This window comes from Pseudomonas sp. Je.1.5.c (genome assembly GCF_051129895.1).
In the GTDB taxonomy this organism is placed as follows: Bacteria; Pseudomonadota; Gammaproteobacteria; order Pseudomonadales; family Pseudomonadaceae; genus Aquipseudomonas; species Aquipseudomonas urmiensis.
In genome coordinates this window covers 49,913-68,122 of record NZ_JBCPSP010000032.1, presented here as the reverse complement: position 1 = coordinate 68,122, position 18,210 = coordinate 49,913, and the positions used below count along the sequence as shown (strand labels likewise).

16 protein-coding genes and 1 tRNA gene are annotated in these 18,210 nt (G+C 63.0%); 5 read left to right on the top strand and 12 right to left on the bottom strand.

Going from position 1 to position 18,210, the window contains the following annotated elements:
• Positions 1-195 precede the first annotated feature (195 nt).
• On the top strand, positions 196-1,242 hold the full coding sequence (ada, locus tag AAZU54_RS20375) for a bifunctional DNA-binding transcriptional regulator/O6-methylguanine-DNA methyltransferase Ada (RefSeq protein WP_434727578.1): 1,047 nt from the start codon (positions 196-198) through the stop codon (positions 1,240-1,242).
• A gap of 59 nt (positions 1,243-1,301) precedes the next feature.
• Positions 1,302-3,704 carry a DUF3772 domain-containing protein gene (locus tag AAZU54_RS20370; protein WP_405129954.1) on the top strand — a complete coding sequence of 801 codons (2,403 nt, stop codon included), beginning with the start codon at positions 1,302-1,304 and terminating at the stop codon, positions 3,702-3,704.
• A 96-nt stretch (positions 3,705-3,800) separates the two neighbouring features.
• Here AAZU54_RS20370 and AAZU54_RS20365 read toward each other — a convergent pair whose 3' ends face one another.
• From AAZU54_RS20365 to AAZU54_RS20355, 3 genes are all read right to left on the bottom strand, one after another.
• Positions 3,801-5,231 carry an aldehyde dehydrogenase family protein gene (locus AAZU54_RS20365; protein ID WP_434727577.1) on the bottom strand — a complete coding sequence of 477 codons (1,431 nt, stop codon included), beginning with the start codon at positions 5,229-5,231 and terminating at the stop codon, positions 3,801-3,803.
• A gap of 13 nt (positions 5,232-5,244) precedes the next feature.
• Complete coding sequence (locus AAZU54_RS20360) at positions 5,245-6,747, bottom strand: purine-cytosine permease family protein (protein ID WP_186554207.1); 1,503 nt, start codon at positions 6,745-6,747, stop codon at positions 5,245-5,247.
• Positions 6,748-6,846: 99 nt separating this feature from the next.
• The gene (locus AAZU54_RS20355) at positions 6,847-7,236 is read right to left on the bottom strand and encodes a YybH family protein (protein WP_186554206.1); all 390 of its coding nucleotides are present in this window, start codon (positions 7,234-7,236) and stop codon (positions 6,847-6,849) included.
• 396 nt (positions 7,237-7,632) lie between these two features.
• Between AAZU54_RS20355 and AAZU54_RS20350 the strand changes: the two genes are divergently transcribed.
• The 3 genes from AAZU54_RS20350 (at position 7,633) to AAZU54_RS20340 (ending at position 10,068) form a co-directional block, all read left to right on the top strand.
• Positions 7,633-8,322, top strand: coding sequence for a hydrolase (locus tag AAZU54_RS20350; RefSeq protein ID WP_186554205.1), 690 nt, complete (start codon positions 7,633-7,635; stop codon positions 8,320-8,322).
• 44 nt (positions 8,323-8,366) lie between these two features.
• Positions 8,367-8,993, top strand: a complete 627-nt coding sequence (gene ycaC / locus AAZU54_RS20345; RefSeq protein ID WP_186554204.1) for an isochorismate family cysteine hydrolase YcaC — start codon at positions 8,367-8,369, stop codon at positions 8,991-8,993.
• Between the two features lie 109 nt (positions 8,994-9,102).
• Positions 9,103-10,068 (top strand): LysR substrate-binding domain-containing protein, encoded by a 966-nt coding sequence (locus tag AAZU54_RS20340; RefSeq protein ID WP_434727576.1) that lies wholly within the window; start codon positions 9,103-9,105, stop codon positions 10,066-10,068.
• On the opposite strand, the gene AAZU54_RS20335 is transcribed toward AAZU54_RS20340, so the two are convergent.
• The 9 genes from AAZU54_RS20335 to AAZU54_RS20295 all read right to left on the bottom strand — a co-directional run bounded on the left by AAZU54_RS20335 (position 10,040) and on the right by AAZU54_RS20295 (position 18,182).
• Entirely contained in the window at positions 10,040-11,221 is a 1,182-nt protein-coding gene (locus tag AAZU54_RS20335) for an MFS transporter (RefSeq protein ID WP_434727575.1), read from the bottom strand. The genes AAZU54_RS20340 and AAZU54_RS20335 overlap by 29 nt on opposite strands.
• Before the next feature lie 163 nt (positions 11,222-11,384).
• A complete protein-coding gene (gene ychF / locus AAZU54_RS20330; protein WP_186554201.1) occupies positions 11,385-12,485 on the bottom strand; it encodes a redox-regulated ATPase YchF in 1,101 nt (366 codons plus the stop codon).
• A 22-nt stretch (positions 12,486-12,507) separates the two neighbouring features.
• Entirely contained in the window at positions 12,508-13,092 is a 585-nt protein-coding gene (gene pth, locus AAZU54_RS20325; protein WP_264234724.1) for an aminoacyl-tRNA hydrolase, read from the bottom strand.
• Positions 13,093-13,169: 77 nt separating this feature from the next.
• Entirely contained in the window at positions 13,170-13,766 is a 597-nt protein-coding gene (locus tag AAZU54_RS20320) for a 50S ribosomal protein L25/general stress protein Ctc (protein WP_186554199.1), read from the bottom strand.
• Between the two features lie 125 nt (positions 13,767-13,891).
• On the bottom strand, positions 13,892-14,833 hold the full coding sequence (locus tag AAZU54_RS20315; RefSeq protein ID WP_099773531.1) for a ribose-phosphate pyrophosphokinase: 942 nt from the start codon (positions 14,831-14,833) through the stop codon (positions 13,892-13,894).
• Positions 14,834-14,881: 48 nt separating this feature from the next.
• Positions 14,882-14,956 (bottom strand) — tRNA-Gln (locus AAZU54_RS20310).
• A gap of 34 nt (positions 14,957-14,990) precedes the next feature.
• Entirely contained in the window at positions 14,991-15,836 is an 846-nt protein-coding gene (gene ispE, locus AAZU54_RS20305) for a 4-(cytidine 5'-diphospho)-2-C-methyl-D-erythritol kinase (RefSeq protein WP_186554198.1), read from the bottom strand.
• A 3-nt stretch (positions 15,837-15,839) separates the two neighbouring features.
• Positions 15,840-16,457 carry a lipoprotein insertase outer membrane protein LolB gene (gene lolB / locus AAZU54_RS20300; protein ID WP_186554197.1) on the bottom strand — a complete coding sequence of 206 codons (618 nt, stop codon included), beginning with the start codon at positions 16,455-16,457 and terminating at the stop codon, positions 15,840-15,842.
• A 3-nt stretch (positions 16,458-16,460) separates the two neighbouring features.
• The gene (locus tag AAZU54_RS20295; protein ID WP_186554196.1) at positions 16,461-18,182 is read right to left on the bottom strand and encodes a tetratricopeptide repeat protein; all 1,722 of its coding nucleotides are present in this window, start codon (positions 18,180-18,182) and stop codon (positions 16,461-16,463) included.
• Positions 18,183-18,210 lie beyond the last annotated feature (28 nt).

Sequence of the window (18,210 nt, the reverse complement as noted above, 5' to 3'; positions counted from 1 at the left end):
GAAGCGGGGGGGCCGCCCGCTCCCACGCTGCCTCAGTCAAATCAAAGAATTATGTTTTGTTCCATGAGAGCGGGCTTGCCTGCGAAGGGCCACGCAGCGGCCCAGTAATCATGAAGTTTACGCGCAAGAATCGGAGTGAACCCGGCATCGGCAGCTGGCAATCTCACTCCCATCCACCGCCAGGAGCCACTCCCCATGAAGCCCGCCTACGCCACCGACGCCGAGCGCTGGCTCGCCGTGCAAAACCGCGACAACAGCGCAGCCGGGCACTTCGTCTACGCCGTGCGCACCACGGGCATCTACTGCCAACCTGGCTGCAAGTCACGCCTGGCCAAACGCGAAAACGTCACCTTCTTTGCTGACCCTGGCGCCGCCGAAGCGGCAGGCTTTCGCGCCTGCCAACGCTGCGCTGGAGCATCCCGGCGCAGCGATCTGATCGCCCGCGCCTGTCGCCTGATCGAAGCCAGCGACAGCGCCCCCAACCTCGATCAGCTGGGCATCGAACTGTGCCTCAGCCCGTTCCACCTGCACCGCCTGTTCAAGGCCGAAACCGGCTTGACGCCAAAAGCCTACGCCTCGGCCTTCCGCGCCCAGCGCCTGCGCGATCGCCTGGGCGACAAAACCAGCTCGGTGACCGAGGCCATTTACGACGCCGGCTACAACTCCAACAGCCGCTTCTACGAAAGCGCCGGCCAGCGTCTGGGTATGCTGCCCAAGCAGTACCGTGCAGGCGGCCAAGGCGCCATCATCCATTTCGCCCTTGGCCAATGCTCGCTGGGCGCCATTCTGGTGGCGCAGAGTCAGCGCGGTATCTGCGCCATTCTCCTGGGTGACGACCCTGAAGCGTTGCTCAATGATTTGCAGGATCAATTCCCCAAGGCGCAGCTGATCGGCGCTGATCCCGATTTCGAGCGCTTGATCGCCGTGATAGTGGGGTTCGTCGAGCAACCCGCCCTCGGCCTGGACCTGCCACTGGACGTTCAAGGCACAGCCTTTCAAGAGCGGGTCTGGCAGGCATTGCGTGAGGTCCCGGCAGGCCAGCGCGTCAGCTATAGCGAGATCGCCGAGCGTATTGGCGCGCCCAAGGCGGTCCGCGCGGTGGCGCAGGCCTGCGCTGCCAACCGCATCGCCGTGGCCATCCCTTGCCACCGGGTCGTGCGTCGGGATGGCGATATCAGCGGTTATCGCTGGGGGGTCGAGCGCAAGCGGCAATTGCTGGACCGAGAGACGGCACTCTCCTGATCACGCGCAGCAGCGTAGAATTCCCCGCCAGTTGTGCTTGTGAACATTAGGGGATTTCAATGAGGCGTATAAGCCTTGACCGTTTCTGCGTAGGGATTCTGGCCTTGCTCTTGTGGGTGGCCACACCGGCTTGGTCGGCGGGTGCTACCCCTGTGGGGCAATTACTGGCCGGGGAAATGCCTGCGCTGGAAGAAAACGCCAGCCTGGAGCAACTGAGCGACCGGCTCGACCAGATCCGCCAGGGTGTGACCACCAATGCCAATGACGACCAGCTCTCGCAGTTGCGCCAGGCAGCCATGCAGGTGCAGCGCCAGGCCGATGCCCAGGTGGCATTGCGCACGACCGATCTGGAGCGCGTGGAAGACCAGCTCAAGGTGCTCGGCCCAGTGCTGCCGGACGAAGCCGACAGCATCACCCGCCAGCGTCAGCAACTGACCAGCGACAAGAAGGCCTTGCTCGCCCAGCAGCAGACCGCCACCCAGCTGACCCAGTCGGCGCGCGACCTGTCGACCCAGATCGTCAACCTGCGCCGAAGCCAGTTCAACTCGCAGATCACCAGCCGCGCGGCGAGCCCGCTGAGCCCAGCGTTCTGGTCGAGCTTTATCCGGCCGACCGACGATGACGTTGCCCGCCTGCGGGCCCTGCGTGGCGAAGCAGCCGATGCCCTGGCCAGTGCCTTCAGCCCTGAAAACCGCTGGCTGTTCATCACCAGCCTGATCGCGGCGCTGCTGGTGTGGACCCTGGTAAGACGGGTACTCGAGCGGCTGTTGGCCGATGCGATGATCCGCTGGTTGCCTGAAGGTCGCCTGCGCCGCAGCGCCCTGGCCCTGAGCGTCAGCCTGGCGACCCTGGGCACCATTTCCGGCTCGGTGTCGCTGGTGCGTTGGGGGCTTGAGACCAGCGCCGAGCTGGGCGCCGACATCGCCAGCCTGATCAACCATGTGTTGACCCTGGTGGTGTTCAGCGCCTTCATCACCGGTCTGGGCCGTGCCATGTTGATGTTGCAGCGCCCCTCTTGGCGTTTGCCGCCGATCCCGGACGAGGTCGCCAGTGCCCTGGGTTGGTTCCCGAAACTGCTGGCGCTGGCGCTGATGGTGCTGCTCAGCCAGGAGCGGATCAACAGTGTGATCGGCACCAGCCTGGCGCTGACCCTGGCCACCAACGGCTTGACTGCCTTGGTGGTGGCGTCGATCTTCTTCGCCGCCTTGGTCCGCTACCGCCGTACTCGTCGCCTGCACAAGCTTGAGCGACCGCCAGGCCTGGCCGGGCTGATCCCGTTCGTCATCGTCGTATGGTTGGCGCTGACCGTGTTGGCGCTGCTGACCGGTTACCTGACCCTGGCTTACTTCCTCACTGCCAAGCTGTTGTGGATCAGCGTGGTCGCAACCTGTGCCTACCTGCTGGTCACGGTGTTCGGCGACCTCTGCGAAACCCTGCTTTCACCGCGCCAGCCGGGCGGCTTGGCGCTGGCCTCGGCACTCGGCCTGGCCCAGCGTCACCAAGCCCAGGCCAGCACCATCCTGGCCGGGATTGGCCGCACCTTGCTGCTGTTCGCCGCCGCGCTGCTCGCGCTGATGCCGTCGGGCACCAGCCCGGGTGAGCTGCTGATGAGCCTGGCCGATTGGGATGGCAGCGGCGGTAAGGTGCTCGGTAACCTCAACATCGTCCCGCAGGATATCTTCCTGGCCTTGGCGATGTTCTTCGGTGGTCTGTTCGCCATTCGCGTGGTCAAGCGTTGGCTGAGCGAGCGCCTGCTGCCGGAAACCGACATGGATGCCGGCATGCGCGCGTCGCTGGTGACCCTGGTCGGTTACCTGGGCTTCCTGTTCCTGGCGATGCTGGTGATGTCGACCCTGCGCATCAACCTGACCAGCTTGACCTGGGTGGTCAGTGCGCTGTCGGTCGGTATTGGTTTCGGTTTGCAGCAGATCGTGCAGAACTTCATTTCTGGCTTGATTCTGTTGACCGAACGCCCGGTCAAAGTGGGCGATTGGGTCAGCCTTGCCGGGGTCGAAGGCGACATCCGCCGCATCAATGTGCGCGCCACCGAGATCCAGATGTCCGACCGCTCCACGGTAATCGTGCCGAACTCGCAGTTCATTTCGCAGAACGTGCGTAACGTGACCATGGGCAATGCGCTGGGGGTGGTGAGCATTACCCTGACCTTGCCGTTGGAGACCGACGCCAGCCAGGTGCGCGAGCTGTTGCTCAATGCCTACCGCGAGCATGAAGCGATCCTCGATGCACCGACGCCTTCGGTGACCTTCAAGGACCTCACCGCCAGTGGCATGGTGCTGAGTGTCAGCGGCTACGTGGCCAGCCCACGGCAGGTGTCGGGAGCGCGCAGTGATCTGCTGTTCACTGTGCTGGGGCGTCTGCGAGACGAAGACATTCCCTTGTCGTCGCCGCAGAGCATGGTGCTGGTGCAAGAAGGCCAGCGGCCGGCCGACGAGCCTGCTTGAGCCTGCTGCGCAGTAAGTCAGTGTTTCAGCTTTGAGATCGAGCGCCGCACGAGCGGCGCTCAGTCTCATGAACGCAGCACATTTAGCGGCCTGCGCTTAGCCCAGACACCGCGTCACATGCTTGACCGACTGATACGCCGCCAACCCCCAAGGCCCAAGCTCACGCCCGATCCCGCTGCCCTTGGTGCCGCCCCACGAGGTTTCAACGAACACCGCCTGCACCGAGTTGATCCACACATGGCCCACTTCCAGCGCATCGGCCACGCGCTCGGCGCGTTGCAATTCGGCTGAGCAGACGGTGGCGACCAAGCCAAAACGGCTGTCGTTAGCCTGGGCAATGGCTTGCTGTTCAGTGCTGAAACGCCGAGCGCACAGCACCGGGCCAAAGATTTCTTCCAGCCACAGCCGGCTGTGTTCCGGCACATCGACATACAGCGTGGGGCTGACGAACCAGCCATCGCGATCGAGCACCTTGCCGCCCGCCAGGCACTGCAACCCCTCTTCCCGTGCAGTGGCAAAGTAGCCGGCAACCTTCAGCCATTGCGCCTGGCTGGTCAGCGGCCCCATCTGCACCTCTTCAGTCAGGGGATTACCTACCTGCATCGTCTCCAGCGCTGCTTGCAAGCGCGCCAGCAGTGCATCGGCAATGCCGTCCTGGACCAGCAGGCGCGAGGTCGCCGAGCACATCTGTCCGGCGTTCCAGGTGATACCGGCAATGATCCATTGCACCGCCTGCTCGACATCGCAATCGTCGAACACGACGATCGCCGACTTGCCACCCAGCTCCAGCGTCACCGGCCGACACTGCGCCGCGCTGGCGCGCATCACCTGGCTGCCAACGCCATTGCTGCCGGTGAACGACAGCTTTTCCAAGCCGCTATGGCTGCTCAGTGCCGCACCGGTTTCGGCCTTGCCGTTGACGATGTTCAGCACGCCTGCCGGTAAGCCAAGTACGTCGGCAATCTGGCCGTAGGCTTGCTCGATCAGCGGGGTGACTTCCGAGGGCTTGAGCACCACCGTGCAGCCAGCTGCCAGGGCAGGGGCGAGCTTCCAGGCGCTGGTCACCAGCGGGAAGTTCCACGGCACGATCAGGCCCACCACGCCGACCGGCTCCAGGCGCGTGCGCGCACTGAAGCCAGGCACCGCCAGCGGCACGTCGCGATTCTTCTCTGGGAGTTGCTCGGCAAGATCGGCGTAGTAGGCGAAAGTCGCCACGGCATCGTCCAGATCGATCTCGGCCTCATGGCGCGGCTTGCCGTTGTTGCGCATCTGCAAGGCGATCAGCGGGTCGCGGCGCGCCCCGAGTTGCTCGGCGAAACCGCGCAGCAGCGCCGCCCGTGCAGCGGCAGAGGTGTGCTTCCAAGCCGGCAGGGCGCGGCGGGCGGCCGCCACTGCCTGGTCGACTTGCGCAGTGCTGGCCGACATCAGTTCGGCGAAGGGCAAGCCCAGCGCTGGCTCATGCACCGTGATGCAGTCGTTGCCTTGGCCTTCGACCCAGCGGCCGTCGATGTAGTGAGGAGTGGTCATGGGCGAATTCCAGTCAGGCCATTTCGGCAGCAGGGGTTACCGGCATGTGTGGGGTGCTTTTGCAGCGCACCCAGCGCGGGCCTAGAGGGCCATACACGCCAGCAGGTTCAGGGAACAGATTGAGCAGGAGCAGGTACAGCACAGCGGCGATTCCCAGGGTTACCGGCAGGCTCAGGTCGATGCCTGCGGCCAGTTCGCCAAGCGGGCCGACAAACTGCCCCGGCAGGTTGACGAAGCACAGGCCGACCGCCGCGCTCGGCAGCCAGGCGCCCATGCCACGCCAGTTCCAGCCATGCAGGAACCAGTAGTGACCGCCACGCTGGCCGCGGGTGAACACCTGCAGATCATCGGCATGGTAGAAGCCGCGACGGGTGATCAGGCCGAGGATCATGATCACCATCCATGGGCTGGTGCAGGTGATGATCAGCACGGCGAAGGTCGACACGCTCTGCACCAGGTTGAAGGTGAAGCGCCCCAGGAAGATGAAGCCAATGGCCGCCACGCCAATCAGCAAAGTGGCACCTGCGCGGCTGAGCAGTCGGGGAAATACGCTGGACATGTCCAGGCCGGTGCCATACAAGGCGGTGGTGCCGGTGGACATGCCGCCGATTACCGCGATCAGGCACACGGGCAGGAAGAACCAGCTCGGCGAAATGGCCAGCAGCCCGCCGACGTAGTTGTTGGCGGCGATGTAGTCCGGCGCCTGGCTGGCCACCAGGGTGGCGGTGCACAGGCCAAACAGGAACGGGATCAAGGTGGCCGCCTGGGCGGCGATCACCGCCAGCATGATGCGCGCCTTGGGCGTCTTACGCGGGATGTAGCGCGACCAGTCGCCGAGAAACGCGCCAAACGACACCGGGTTGCTCATGGCCAGGATCGCCGCCCCGACGAAGGCCGCCCAGAAGCCTGCCTGGCCGAGATTGACGCTACCGGCAAAGCCCGCGTCGAAAGGCCCGGCGAAGGCGAAGAGGCCCAGCAGGAACAACAGGCTGGAGGCCCACACGGCGATCTTGTTGACCCACAGCATGAAGCGGAAACCAAAGATGCACACCACCAGCACCAGCACCGCGAACAAGCCATAGGCCAGGCCCAGGGTCAGGTCGGTTTCCGGCAGCCCGGCCAGGCGCTTGGCGCCGCCGACCAGGGCATCGCCCGAGCTCCACACCGACAGCGAGAAGAACGCCACGGCAGTCAGCAGTGACAGGAACGAGCCGACGATACGCCCGTGCACGCCGAAATGCGCGCCGGACGACACCGCATTGTTGGTGCCGTTGAGCGCGCCGAACAGGCCCATCGGGGCGAGGATCAAGGCGCCGATGCCGACCCCCAGCAGAATCGCCCAGACGCCGGCCTGGAACGACAGGCCGAACAGCACCGGGAAGCTCCCCAGTACCGCAGTGGCGAAGGTATTGGCGCCGCCGAAGATCAGGCGGAACAGGTCAAGCGGGGTGGCGTCGCGTTGATCGTCGGGGATCTGTTCGACGCCATTGGTCTCGATACCGGTCGAGTGGCTCATGATGATGCTCCAGCGCGGTTGTTGTAGGTCGGCGCAGTGCGCAGACCCTCTTGTGGGTGCGTTGGCAGTGGCGGCAGGGCCGCAAAGGCTAAAACGGTTTCAGGCTTGGCTAACCACTGAAAGGTGCTCATGGCAGGCCAGCCAGCGCTCATCCTGGCGGCGGAAAACGATGGTCTCGCGCTCGCTCAGCGCGTGCTCTTCACCGGCGATGCGAATGCGCGTGGCGACATCGTGGATGAAGATCGCCAGCTCACCTTGCAGGCTGATGTGGACGTTGCTCGACTGGCACGCGAGCACGGTAAAGCCTTCGGCTTGCCACTGGGCCCAAAGCTGTTCATAAGCGCGGCGTGACAGCAGGGGGTGCGCCAATGTGTGGAAAAGGAAGGTGGCATCTTCGCTGAAACAGGCGAAGTAGCGGGCGCTGTCGTTGCTGGCAAAGGCGGCGACGAGGTCGGCGGCGGCTTGCCGTACCTGGAGTGTCTGGTCCACGGGAGTGGCCTCACGGTTATTGTGATTGTGGTGATGCGATTCTGGTGAGGGAGGGGCGAGGGAAAAATCGCTGTGGGCAAATAATCACTTCAGGAATTTCTGAACAAAGCAGGGCAGCGCTAGCGTGCGCTTTGCCGTCCAAGTGCCAGTCATCGTTCACGCAATGGAACTCTGAGGGTGCGCCAATGGGGCTACCGACCGGTTCGTCCGGCCTTTACCGTTACGCCTGTCGTGCGCTCAGCCTGTTTGGCGAGCGCAATAACTTCAGGTCGCCGACTGACGGTCGTCTCACTCAGCCTGCGTTGCCTACTCTCATAATCCCCACTGTGGACCTGTGGGTCGCGGCCCGACCGCATTGGCCAGGATGGCCGGTTCTCCAAACAAGAGGAGAGAACGATGAGCAATTTCTCGCAAGCTGCCAACTTCGAAGGCCAGATCCCCCGGATTGATCCTGACAATGCCACGATGCTGCTGATCGACCACCAGAGTGGCCTGTTCCAGACGGTCAAGGACATGCCCATGACCGAACTGCGGGCCAACGCCATCACCTTGGCCAAAGTCGCCAGCCTGGCCAAGATTCCGGTCATCACCACCGCCTCCGTGCCCCAGGGGCCCAACGGCCCGCTGATTCCAGAGATTCACGAAGCCGCTCCGCACGCCCAGTACGTCGCGCGCAAGGGTGAGATCAACGCCTGGGACAATCCCGAGTTCGTGGCCGCCGTGAAGGCGACCGGGCGCAAGCAACTGATCATCGCCGGCACCATCACCAGTGTCTGCATGGCCTTCCCCAGCATCAGCGCGGTAAATGCCGGTTATCAGGTGTTCGCTGTCATCGACGCGTCAGGTACCTACTCGAAGATGGCCCAGGAAGTGACCCTGGCGCGGGTGGTCCAGGCTGGCGTGGTACCGATGGACACCGCAGCGGTTTGCTCGGAGGTACAACGCACCTGGAACCGTCCGGACGCCGCCCAGTGGGCTGAGGCCTACAGCGCAGTATTCCCGCACTACCAGCTGCTGATCGAGAGCTACATGAAGGCCCAGGCCGTCGTCAGCCAGAACGAGCAGTTGGATTCGCAACGTAGCTGACCCCACGCGGGGCGCGTTTTCCCATCCACGCAAGGAGATCCACCATGGCATTTCAATACAAGCGTCTGGACAAGAACAACGCAGCGGTACTGCTGGTCGATCACCAGACCGGCTTGCTGTCGCTGGTGCGCGACATTGATCCGGACCGCTTCAAGAACAACGTGCTGGCGCTGGCTGACCTGGCCCAGTACTTCAAGTTGCCGACCATTCTCACCACCAGTTTCGAAAGTGGCCCCAACGGCCCGCTGGTGCCGGAGCTCAAGGCGCAATTCCCGGATGCGCCCTACGTGGCGCGGCCCGGCAATATCAATGCCTGGGACAACGAGGACTTCGTCAAGGCGGTCAAGGCCACCGGCAAGAAGCAACTGCTTATCGCTGGGGTGGTGACCGAGGTCTGCGTGGCCTTCCCGGCACTGTCGGCACTGGAGGAGGGCTTCGAGGTGTTCGTCGTGACGGACGCCTCGGGTACCTTCAACGAGCTGACCCGCGATTCGGCCTGGCGGCGCATGGAGGCCGCTGGGGCGCAATTGATGACCTGGTTCGGCGTGGCCTGTGAGCTGCATCGCGACTGGCGCAACGATATCGAGGGACTGGGGACGCTGTTCTCCAACCACATTCCCGATTACCGCAACCTGATGACCAGCTACAGCACACTCACCGAGTCCAAGTGACGCAAGACCTGGGCCTCTGCAAGGAGGCCCGGGTCGGCACCACGACGGGCACCACAATCCTTGCGTAAAGGCGGATGATGTACGCGTGAGTCGTGGACGAGTGATGCCGATGTTTGACCTGAACGACCTGTATCTTTACGCCAAGGTGGTGGAGCACGGCGGGTTTGCCCCTGCCGGACGCATCCTGGACTTGCCCAAGTCACGCTTGAGTCGTCGCGTGGCCAAGTTGGAGGAGCGCCTGGGCGTGCGCCTGATCCAGCGCTCGACACGGCAGTTCGCGGTTACCGAAGTGGGCCTGGAGTATTACCACCATTGCCTGGGCATGCTCGAACAAGCAATAGCTGCCGAGGATGCGATCGAGCGTAATCGGCTCGAGCCACGCGGCATCGTCCGCCTGGCCAGCAGCACGTCGCTATTGGATTCGCGCCTGGCGCCGATCCTGGCGCGTTTCATGGCCCAGTGCCCGGTGGTGGAACTGCTGGTGAAAAGCTATAACCGGCGGGTCGACGTGATCGGCGAGGGCTTCGATTTGGTCCTGAGCGTGCGCCACCAGCCGCTGCAAAGTAGCGAGTTGATCATGCGCCGGCTGGCGCCGAGTCGGCATTGCCTGGTGGCTGCCCCGAGCCTGCTCGCTGAACATGGCCAGCCGCAAACCCCCGCGCAACTGCCAGCGCTGCCAAGCCTGTGCTGGGGCATCAATGTGCACGACTACACCTGGGATCTGGTCGGGCCGCAGGGCGCCGAAGCCTCTATCGAGTTTCGTCCACGGCTGGTCTCGGACGATCTGGCCGTGTTGCGCGAAGGTGTCCTGGCCGGTGTTGGCGTAGCGCTGCTGCCTGTAGAGGCGGTTAGCGAATACCTGGCCAACGGCCGGCTGGTGCATGTGCTGGAGGGCTGGGCGCCACGCGAAGGCGAGGTGGTGGCGCTGTTCCCTTCGCGGCGTGGGCTGATGCCGGCGGTGCGCAAGCTGATCGACTTTCTCGCCGAGGCGTTCGAGCAGGAGCAGCTTGGGCCGTTTGCTGCGAATACCTCGGCGGTTGAGTCAGTTAACCCTGTGCCATCTCGCGCTCGCTGAACGCGGGTTTATCTCGCTTCGAGGTGCTCGCCGACCAGGCCGCCAATACCGCAGCCACTGCGGTCAGCAGGGCACCCGCCCAGGGTGTGGCGGTGAGGCTTGCGCCCGTGATCACCAGGCCGCCGACCGCTGTGCCCACACCCACTCCCAGGTGCATGGCAGACAAGTTAAGGCTCATGCCTGCCGGGAAGGTCTGCGCCCCGCGGCTGGCGAGGTAGCTTTGCACCACCGGCGAGACCATCCAGCTCACACAACCCCAGAGCATCATCATCGGTAGGAACAGCCACGGCGTTGCCGCGCCCAAGGGCAGCATCAGTAGGCTGGCCAGGTACAGCAGTGGGGTAATCAAAATGGCCCGGTTGGCGCCCAACCGGTCGGCCATCCAGCCGCCGACATAGCCCCCAGAGACGCCTGCAATGCCAAAGGCGGCAAACACTGCAGCCAGCCATTGGGTGGGGATCTGCCCAACCTGCAGGGCGTATGGGGCAAGGTAGGCGAAGACGGTGAAGTGTCCGGCGATCATCAGCAGCGAGACCAGCTGAGCGGCGAGCAGGCGCCCGTTACCCAGGTGTTGCAGATACATCCGCGGCGCAACCCGCTCACTGCCCTCAAGCGCGGGCAGCGCTCGCCATGTCAGCAGTAGCACGGCGCAGGCGAGCAGCGCCAGGCCAATGAAAACGCCGCGCCAGCCGAGGGCGTCGCACAACAGCATGCCGACTGGCACACCCAGCACCAGCGAGCCACTGATACCCATGAAAATCACGCCGATGGCCCGACCTCGCAGGGCTTCGGGCACCATGCGGGTGGCCATCAGGGTGCAAGTCAGGCAGGTCAGCGCGCTGGTCGCCGCCATGCCGATGCGAGCGGCGACCAGCAGGCCGTAGCCAGGGGCCAGGGCTGCGATCAGGTTGAATATTGCGAACAGGCCCAGCGCCGCGCACAGCAGGCCGCGCAACGGGAAGCGGCGGGTCAGCAGGGGTGAGAAGGGGGCTGCTGCGGCGAATGCCAGGGAGAAGACTGTAGTCAGTTGCCCGGCGACGCCCAATGGCACGTCGAGCCCGTCGACCAGGGCCGGCAAGATGCCGATAGTGATGTTTTCTGCCATGCCGGTGACGAAGGTCGCCAGGGCCAGAAGCCAGATACGTGCGCTCATGTGTGCTCCGATGTGCAAGCCGGTGTGGGCCGGACCTGCAGGCCCGACGGTCGACCGGCAGGGGTCAAGACCATCGGGTTTCGAGGCAGCGCTTCGGTTATCCCGCTTCAGTTACGCCTTCAGTGTAGTGCTTTGCGTGAGGGCGTCGCGTATTACAGCCGAATCAGACGTTGAAGCGGAAGTGCATCACGTCGCCATCTTTGACGATGTAGTCCTTGCCTTCCAGACGCCATTTGCCGGCTTCTTTTGCACCGCCTTCACCCTTGTACTGGATGAAGTCGTCATAGGCCACCACTTCGGCGCGGATGAAGCCTTTCTCGAAGTCGGTGTGGATCACGCCGGCCGCTTGCGGGGCGGTTGCGCCGACACGAACGGTCCAGGCACGTACTTCCTGCACGCCGGCAGTGAAGTAGGTTTGCAGGTTGAGCAGTTCGTAACCTGCGCGGATCACCCGGTTCAGGCCAGGCTCTTCCAGGCCCAGGGCCTCGAGGAACATGTCTTTCTCTTCGCCGTCGTCGAGTTCAGCGATCTCGGCTTCGATCTTGTTGCACACCGGCACCACCACTGCGCCTTCTTCTTCGGCGATGGCGCGGACTACGTCCAGGTGCGGGTTGTTGTCGAAGCCGTCTTCAGCGACGTTGGCGATGTACATCACCGGCTTGCTGGTCAGCAGGTGGAAGCCACGGATCACGGCTTTCTCGTCGTCAGCCATGTTCTTCATCAGACTGCGCGCCGGCTTGCCTTCGGTGAAGTGCGGGATCAGTTTTTCCAGGATGGCTTTCTGCGCCAGGGCATCCTTGTCGCCGCCCTTGGCGTTACGGGCAACCTTCTGCAGTTGCTTCTCGCAGCTGTCGAGGTCAGCGAAGATCAGCTCCAGGTCGATGATCTCGATGTCGCGCTTGGGGTCGACGCTGTTGGAGACGTGAATCACGTTCTCGTCTTCGAAGCAGCGCACCACGTGGGCGATGGCGTCGGTCTCGCGGATGTTGGCGAGGAACTTGTTGCCCAGGCCTTCACCTTTGGAGGCACCGGCCACCAGGCCTGCGATGTCGACGAACTCCATGGTGGTCGGCAGGATGCGGTTAGGCTTGACGATCTCGGCCAGGGCCGCCAGGCGCGCGTCGGGCATCGGGACGATGCCGCTGTTCGGCTCGATGGTGCAGAAGGGGAAGTTCTCAGCCGCGATGCCGGATTTGGTCAGCGCGTTGAACAGGGTGGACTTGCCGACGTTGGGCAGGCCGACGATGCCGCAATTGAAACCCATGGAAATTCCCCTCTAGGTGATATCAGGCCTTCTGGCCGTGCAGCTCGCGCATGGCCTTGGCGAAGTCGCCGGCGAGCACGTCCGGCAGCACGCCGAGGGCAAAGTCGATGCTGGCGTCGAGCTTGTCCTGTTCAGCGCGCGGTGCGCGGCCGAGGACGAAGTTGGAGACCAGCTTGGCGTCACCTGGGTGGCCGATGCCGAGCCGCAGGCGATGGAAGTCGTTCTGGTTGCCGAGCTGCGCGATGATGTCGCGCAGGCCGTTATGCCCGCCGTGGCCGCCGCCCTTCTTGAGCTTGGCGACGCCGGGAGGCAGGTCGAGTTCGTCGTGAGCCACCAGAATCGCTTCCGGCTTGATCCGGAAGAAATTGGCCAAAGCCGCTACGGACTGGCCGCTACGGTTCATGTAGGTGGTGGGGATCAACAGACGAACGTCGTTGCCCTGATGGCTGAATTTAGCCGTCAGGCCGAAATATTTGCGGTCAGCAGTCAAGGAGACACGCTGGGCGCTAGCAATGCGTTCAACGAAAAGAGCCCCTGCGTTATGCCGGGTCTGTTCGTATTCGGGGCCGGGGTTACCCAGGCCAACGATCAACTGGATGGCGGTCACGTAGGGGCTCTTCCTTGGAGTTGGTGGGTTACAGCGCTGAGCACTGTAACCCGGTCAACACCGACGTGCCGAGTAGATTACTCAGCAGCGCCTTCTGCAGCTTCCGGCGCAACACGCGGAGCGTGAACGTTGGCAACAGCTTTGTCATCACCGTGGGCCAGAGCTACGAACTCTACGCCTTTCGGAGCTTTCAGGTCCGACAGGTGGATGATGGTGCCGATTTCAGCGTTAGCCAGGTCGACTTCGATGAACTCTGGCAGGTCCTTGGCTTCGCAGGACACTTCGATCTGCGACTCAACGTGCGAGATCTCGCCGCCTTTCTTGACCGGTGCTTCTTCGTTGATGAAGTGCACTGGAACAACAGCAGTCAGCTTCTGGCCAGCAACGACGCGAATGAAGTCAGCGTGCATGATGAATTGCTTGGCTGGGTGACGCTGCATGGCTTTAACGATGACGTTTTGCTTGGCGCCGTCAACGTTCAGCTCGATCACGTGGCTGTAGGCAGCTTCGTTTTCGAACAGTTTGGCGATTTCCTTGGCCACGATGGTCAGGGATTGCGCTTCTTTACCGCCACCGTAGACAACGGCAGGGATGCTGGCGGAGTGACGCAGGCGGCGGCTCGCACCTTTCCCCAGGTCAGTACGCGCTTGGGCGTTCAGGATGAAATCAGTCATTTTGTTTCTCCAAAATAGCCATCTCCCGCAGGCGTTTGCGACCAGCGCCAAACGGGGTGGGCAAAAAAGCCCCGCCCCAACAGCGAGTGTTGGGGCGGGGCGCTTTTCGTCAACGTGTGTTCCGCTTAGCGGAACATCGCGCTGATCGATTCTTCGTTGCTGATACGGCGGACCGCTTCAGCGACAACCGGTGCGATATCCAACTGGCGGATACGGTCACAGGCTTGAGCAGCGGCGGACAGCGGGATGGTGTTGGTCACCACCAGCTCGTCCAGTACCGACTTCTCGATGTTCTCGATCGCTCGGCCAGACAGAACAGGGTGCGTGCAGTAGGCGTAAACCTTGGCAGCGCCGTGTTCTTTCAGGGCCTTGGCCGCGTGGCACAGGGTGCCGGCGGTGTCGACCATGTCGTCTACCAGGATGCAAGTGCGTCCTTCGACGTCGCCGATGATATGCATCACTTCGGAGTGATTGGCCTTTTCACGGCGTTTGTCGATGATACCCAGATCGACACCCAGCGACTTGGCAACAGCACGTGCACGCACGACGCCGCCGATGTCTGGGGAGACGATCATCAGGTTCTCGAAACGCTGGTCTTCGATATCGTCGACCAATACGGGCGAGCCGTAGATGTTGTCGACAGGAATATCGAAGAAACCCTGGATCTGGTCAGCGTGCAGGTCGACGGTGAGAACACGGTCGATACCCACGACAGTGAGCATGTCAGCGACAACTTTGGCGCTGATGGCTACACGTGCCGAACGCGGACGGCGGTCCTGGCGGGCGTATCCGAAGTAAGGAATCACGGCAGTGATTCGGGAAGCTGAGGAGCGGCGGAAGGCGTCGGCCATCACTACCAGTTCCATCAGATTATCGTTGGTCGGAGCGCAGGTCGGCTGAATAATGAAGACGTCTTTACCGCGGACATTTTCATTGATCTCAGTGCTGATCTCGCCGTCGGAGAATTTACCGACAGAGACGTCACCGAGAGGGATATGCAGCTGACGTACGACACGCCGAGCCAGATCGGGGTTAGCGTTCCCCGTAAAGACCATCATCTTGGACACGCGCAGTACCTGAAGGCTGAGGGTATACCTGGATGAGTATAAGGAAAATGGCAGGGGCGGCTGGATTCGAACCAACGCATGGCAGGATCAAAACCTGCTGCCTTACCGCTTGGCGACGCCCCTGTATCTGTTGCTGCGAGTGCTTGGCACTCGACTTCTAGAGCAGACTTTGTAGCTGTTGATGCAACATCGAAATATTGCTTCCTTTCGCCACAAACCCTGTTTGGGTCTCTGAAAGAAGGGCCAGAACTTTATCAGCTTCGGCTTTGCTTGGGAAGGCCCCAAACACACAACTTCCAGTGCCGGTCAGTCGAGCTTCAGTGTATTTACCCAGTAGATTCAACGCATTGCGAACTTCTGGATAACTTTGCTCTACCACCGGTTGGCAGTCATTTCGACTGTTTCCCTCGGGAACGGGGCGCATCTTAAGGGGGAGGGAATCACGTGTCAACTGCGGATGTGAAAAAATTTCCGCTGTGCTGACAGACACTTGCGGCACCAGCACGACATACCACGGCTGTTCTGGATCGACCGGGGTCAGCTGTTCACCGACGCCTTGGGCGAACGCTGCGTGACCGTGGACGAACACTGGCACGTCGGCGCCCAGGCTCAGGCCCAGCTGGGCCAGGCGATCGGCATCCCAGCCCAGTTGCCACAGATGGTTCAGGCCCAGCAAGGTGGTGGCGGCATCGGAACTGCCGCCGCCGATGCCGCCGCCCATGGGCAGGATCTTGTCCAGCCAGATGTCGACGCCCAGCGTACAGCCCGATTGCGCTTGCAGTTGGCGGGCGGCGCGCACGATCAGGTTACTGTCGTGGTCGACCCCGTTAATTGCGGTTTGCAAACGCACCTGGCCGTCGTCGCGCACGGCGAAGGTCAGGTGGTCGGCGTAGTCGAGGAATTGGAAAACGGTTTCCAGCTCGTGATAACCATCGGCGCGGCGACCGATGATGTGCAGCCAGAGATTGAGCTTGGCCGGGGCAGGCAGGGTGAGCTTATCCACAGATCAATGCCCCAGCTGGCGTGGTTGCCAGTCTTTGACCACCAGGGTCACGTCGATATCTTTGCCGTGCAACTTGAGGCGCTCGGGCAGCCAGTAGCCGTTTTGCTCGGTGTAGCTCAGGTACTGCACTTGCCAGCCGTCTTGGCTGAGGCTGGCCAGGCGGCTGTCATCGCCCAGGGTCAGCTGGCTCTTGCTGTCAGGAGCGGGCAGGCCGCGCACCCACCAGACCAGGTGGGATACCGGCAACTGCCAGCCCAGTTGTTGTTCGAGCAGAGCCTCAGGGCTGGGTGCTTCATAGCGACCCTGGTTGGCCACTTCCAGCACCACGCCGCCGGGGCGACCAGTCAGCCGCGCCGCGCCACGGCCGAGCGGGCCGGCCAGGCGAATGTCGTAGTAATCCTGGCGTTGCAGCCAGAACAGGGTGCCGCTGCCGGAGTCTTTCGGCGCACGGATACCGACCTTGCCGTTGATCTGCCAGCCGTCGAGGGTGCTCAGCTGAGCTTTGTGCTCACGCCACAGCTTTGGGTCGCCCTGGCCGTGCAAGGCTTCGCGAGAACCGAAGCCGGCGCAACCGGCCAGCAGGGCGATCAGGGTAAAGGTGATGCAATGACGCAGAAACATGGCTTAGAGGGTCTCTGATCCGGTCAGGCGCAAGACGGTCTTGCGCAGGATGGTGCTGTCGGGCTGGGCTTGGAAGGCTTTGGCCCAGACCTGGCGAGCTTCACGACGCTTGCCGTTGGCCCACAGCACTTCGCCCAGGTGGGCGGCCACTTCATGGTCGGGGAAGCGCTCCAAAGCCTGGCGCAGCAGGCGTTCGGCCTCGTCGAGGTTGCCCAGGCGGTAGTTGACCCAGCCCAGGCTGTCGAGTACGGCGGGGTCATCCGGAGTCAGCTGATGGGCTTTTTCGATCAGCTGCTTGGCCTCGGCATAGCGGGTGGTGCGGTCGGCCAGGGTGTAGCCCAGGGCGTTGATGGCCATGGCGTTTTCCGGCTCGCGAGCGATGATCGCGCGCAGGTCTTTTTCCATCTCGGCAAGATCGCCGCGCTTCTCCGCCAGCATGGCGCGGGTGTAGAGCAGGTTGAGGTCGTCCGGGTAACGCTTGATCGCTTGCTGCAGTACCTGGTCGGCTTGCGCGTCCTTGCCGTTGTTGCCGTAGCTCTCGGCTTCGATCAGGTACAGCTGGATGGCGTAGTCCGGTTGCGCTTCGCGGGCTTCGGCGAGCAGGCGCGAGGCTTCGCTGCCGCGGCCATTGGCAATCAGGATGTCGGCCTGGCGCAGTTGCGCCGGCAGATAGTCTGGGCCGGTGCCGACCAGGGCGTACTCGCGCAGCGCCGCTTCAGGGTCGTTGCGCTCCTCGCGGATGCGTCCCAGGTTCAGGTGCGCGGCATCGACGTTACTGTCGCGCTCGACCAGCTCTTGCAGGTAGCCCTCGGCTTCGTCCCAGTCTTTGTTTTCCAGGCACACCAACGCCAGCGAGTAACGCAGCTCGTCATCCTCCGGGTACTGCTGGAGCATGCTTTCGAATTCGGCCTTGGCGTCGCCGATGCGATCCTGTTCTACCAAGGTGCGGGCGTAGGTCAGGCGCAGGCGTTTGTCGTCGGGGTTGTCGCGAATGGCCCCGCGCAGCAGCGGCAAGGCCTCCGAACCACGGTCCAAGGCTTGTAGCAGGCGAGCGCGAAGCAGGATCGGGGCGATTTCGCCGTTTTGCGGCGGGTGCGCCTCGAGCAGCGACAGCGCTTCTTCAGCCTTGCCGTCTTGATTGAGCAGCAGCGCCTTGCCGAACACCAGCTGACCGTTATTGGGGTATTTGACCAGCAGCCGTTCGAAGCTTTGCATCAGGCCGTCACGGGTGCTTTGGTCGGTTTCGGCGGCAGACAGGGCGAGGAAGTCGAAGTGAGTATCGCCTTGGCCTTGCAGGACTTTTTCCATGTAGGTCATGGATTCGTCATAACGTCCGGAGCGTGCCAGCTGGATCGCGGCGGCGCGCTGCGCATCGAGGTTCTGCGCGTCATTGCGCGCCCAGATCAACGCGGTATCCAGGGCCGGTTCGTCAGCCCCGAGGTACTCGGCGATGCGGTAGGCGCGTTCGGAAACGGCGGGGTCTTGGGTTTTCTCGGCCTGATCGACGTAGTTGGCCAGGGCGATGTCGAAGCGGTTGCGCTGGCCGGCCAGCTCCGCTACCAGCAGGCTGTAGACGGTTTCCTGCTTGAACGATCCGTACGCCACGGGCTTTTCCTGCTCGGCCTTGGCGGCCACAGGCGACTGCGCCTCGCTGTCTTTCGGGGCCAGGCTCTGGCAGCCCTGGAGCAGGGCGAGGGTAAGCAGCAGTGCGTAGGATCTATTCATAGATGAGGCTTAGAAGTGCTAACCGGCG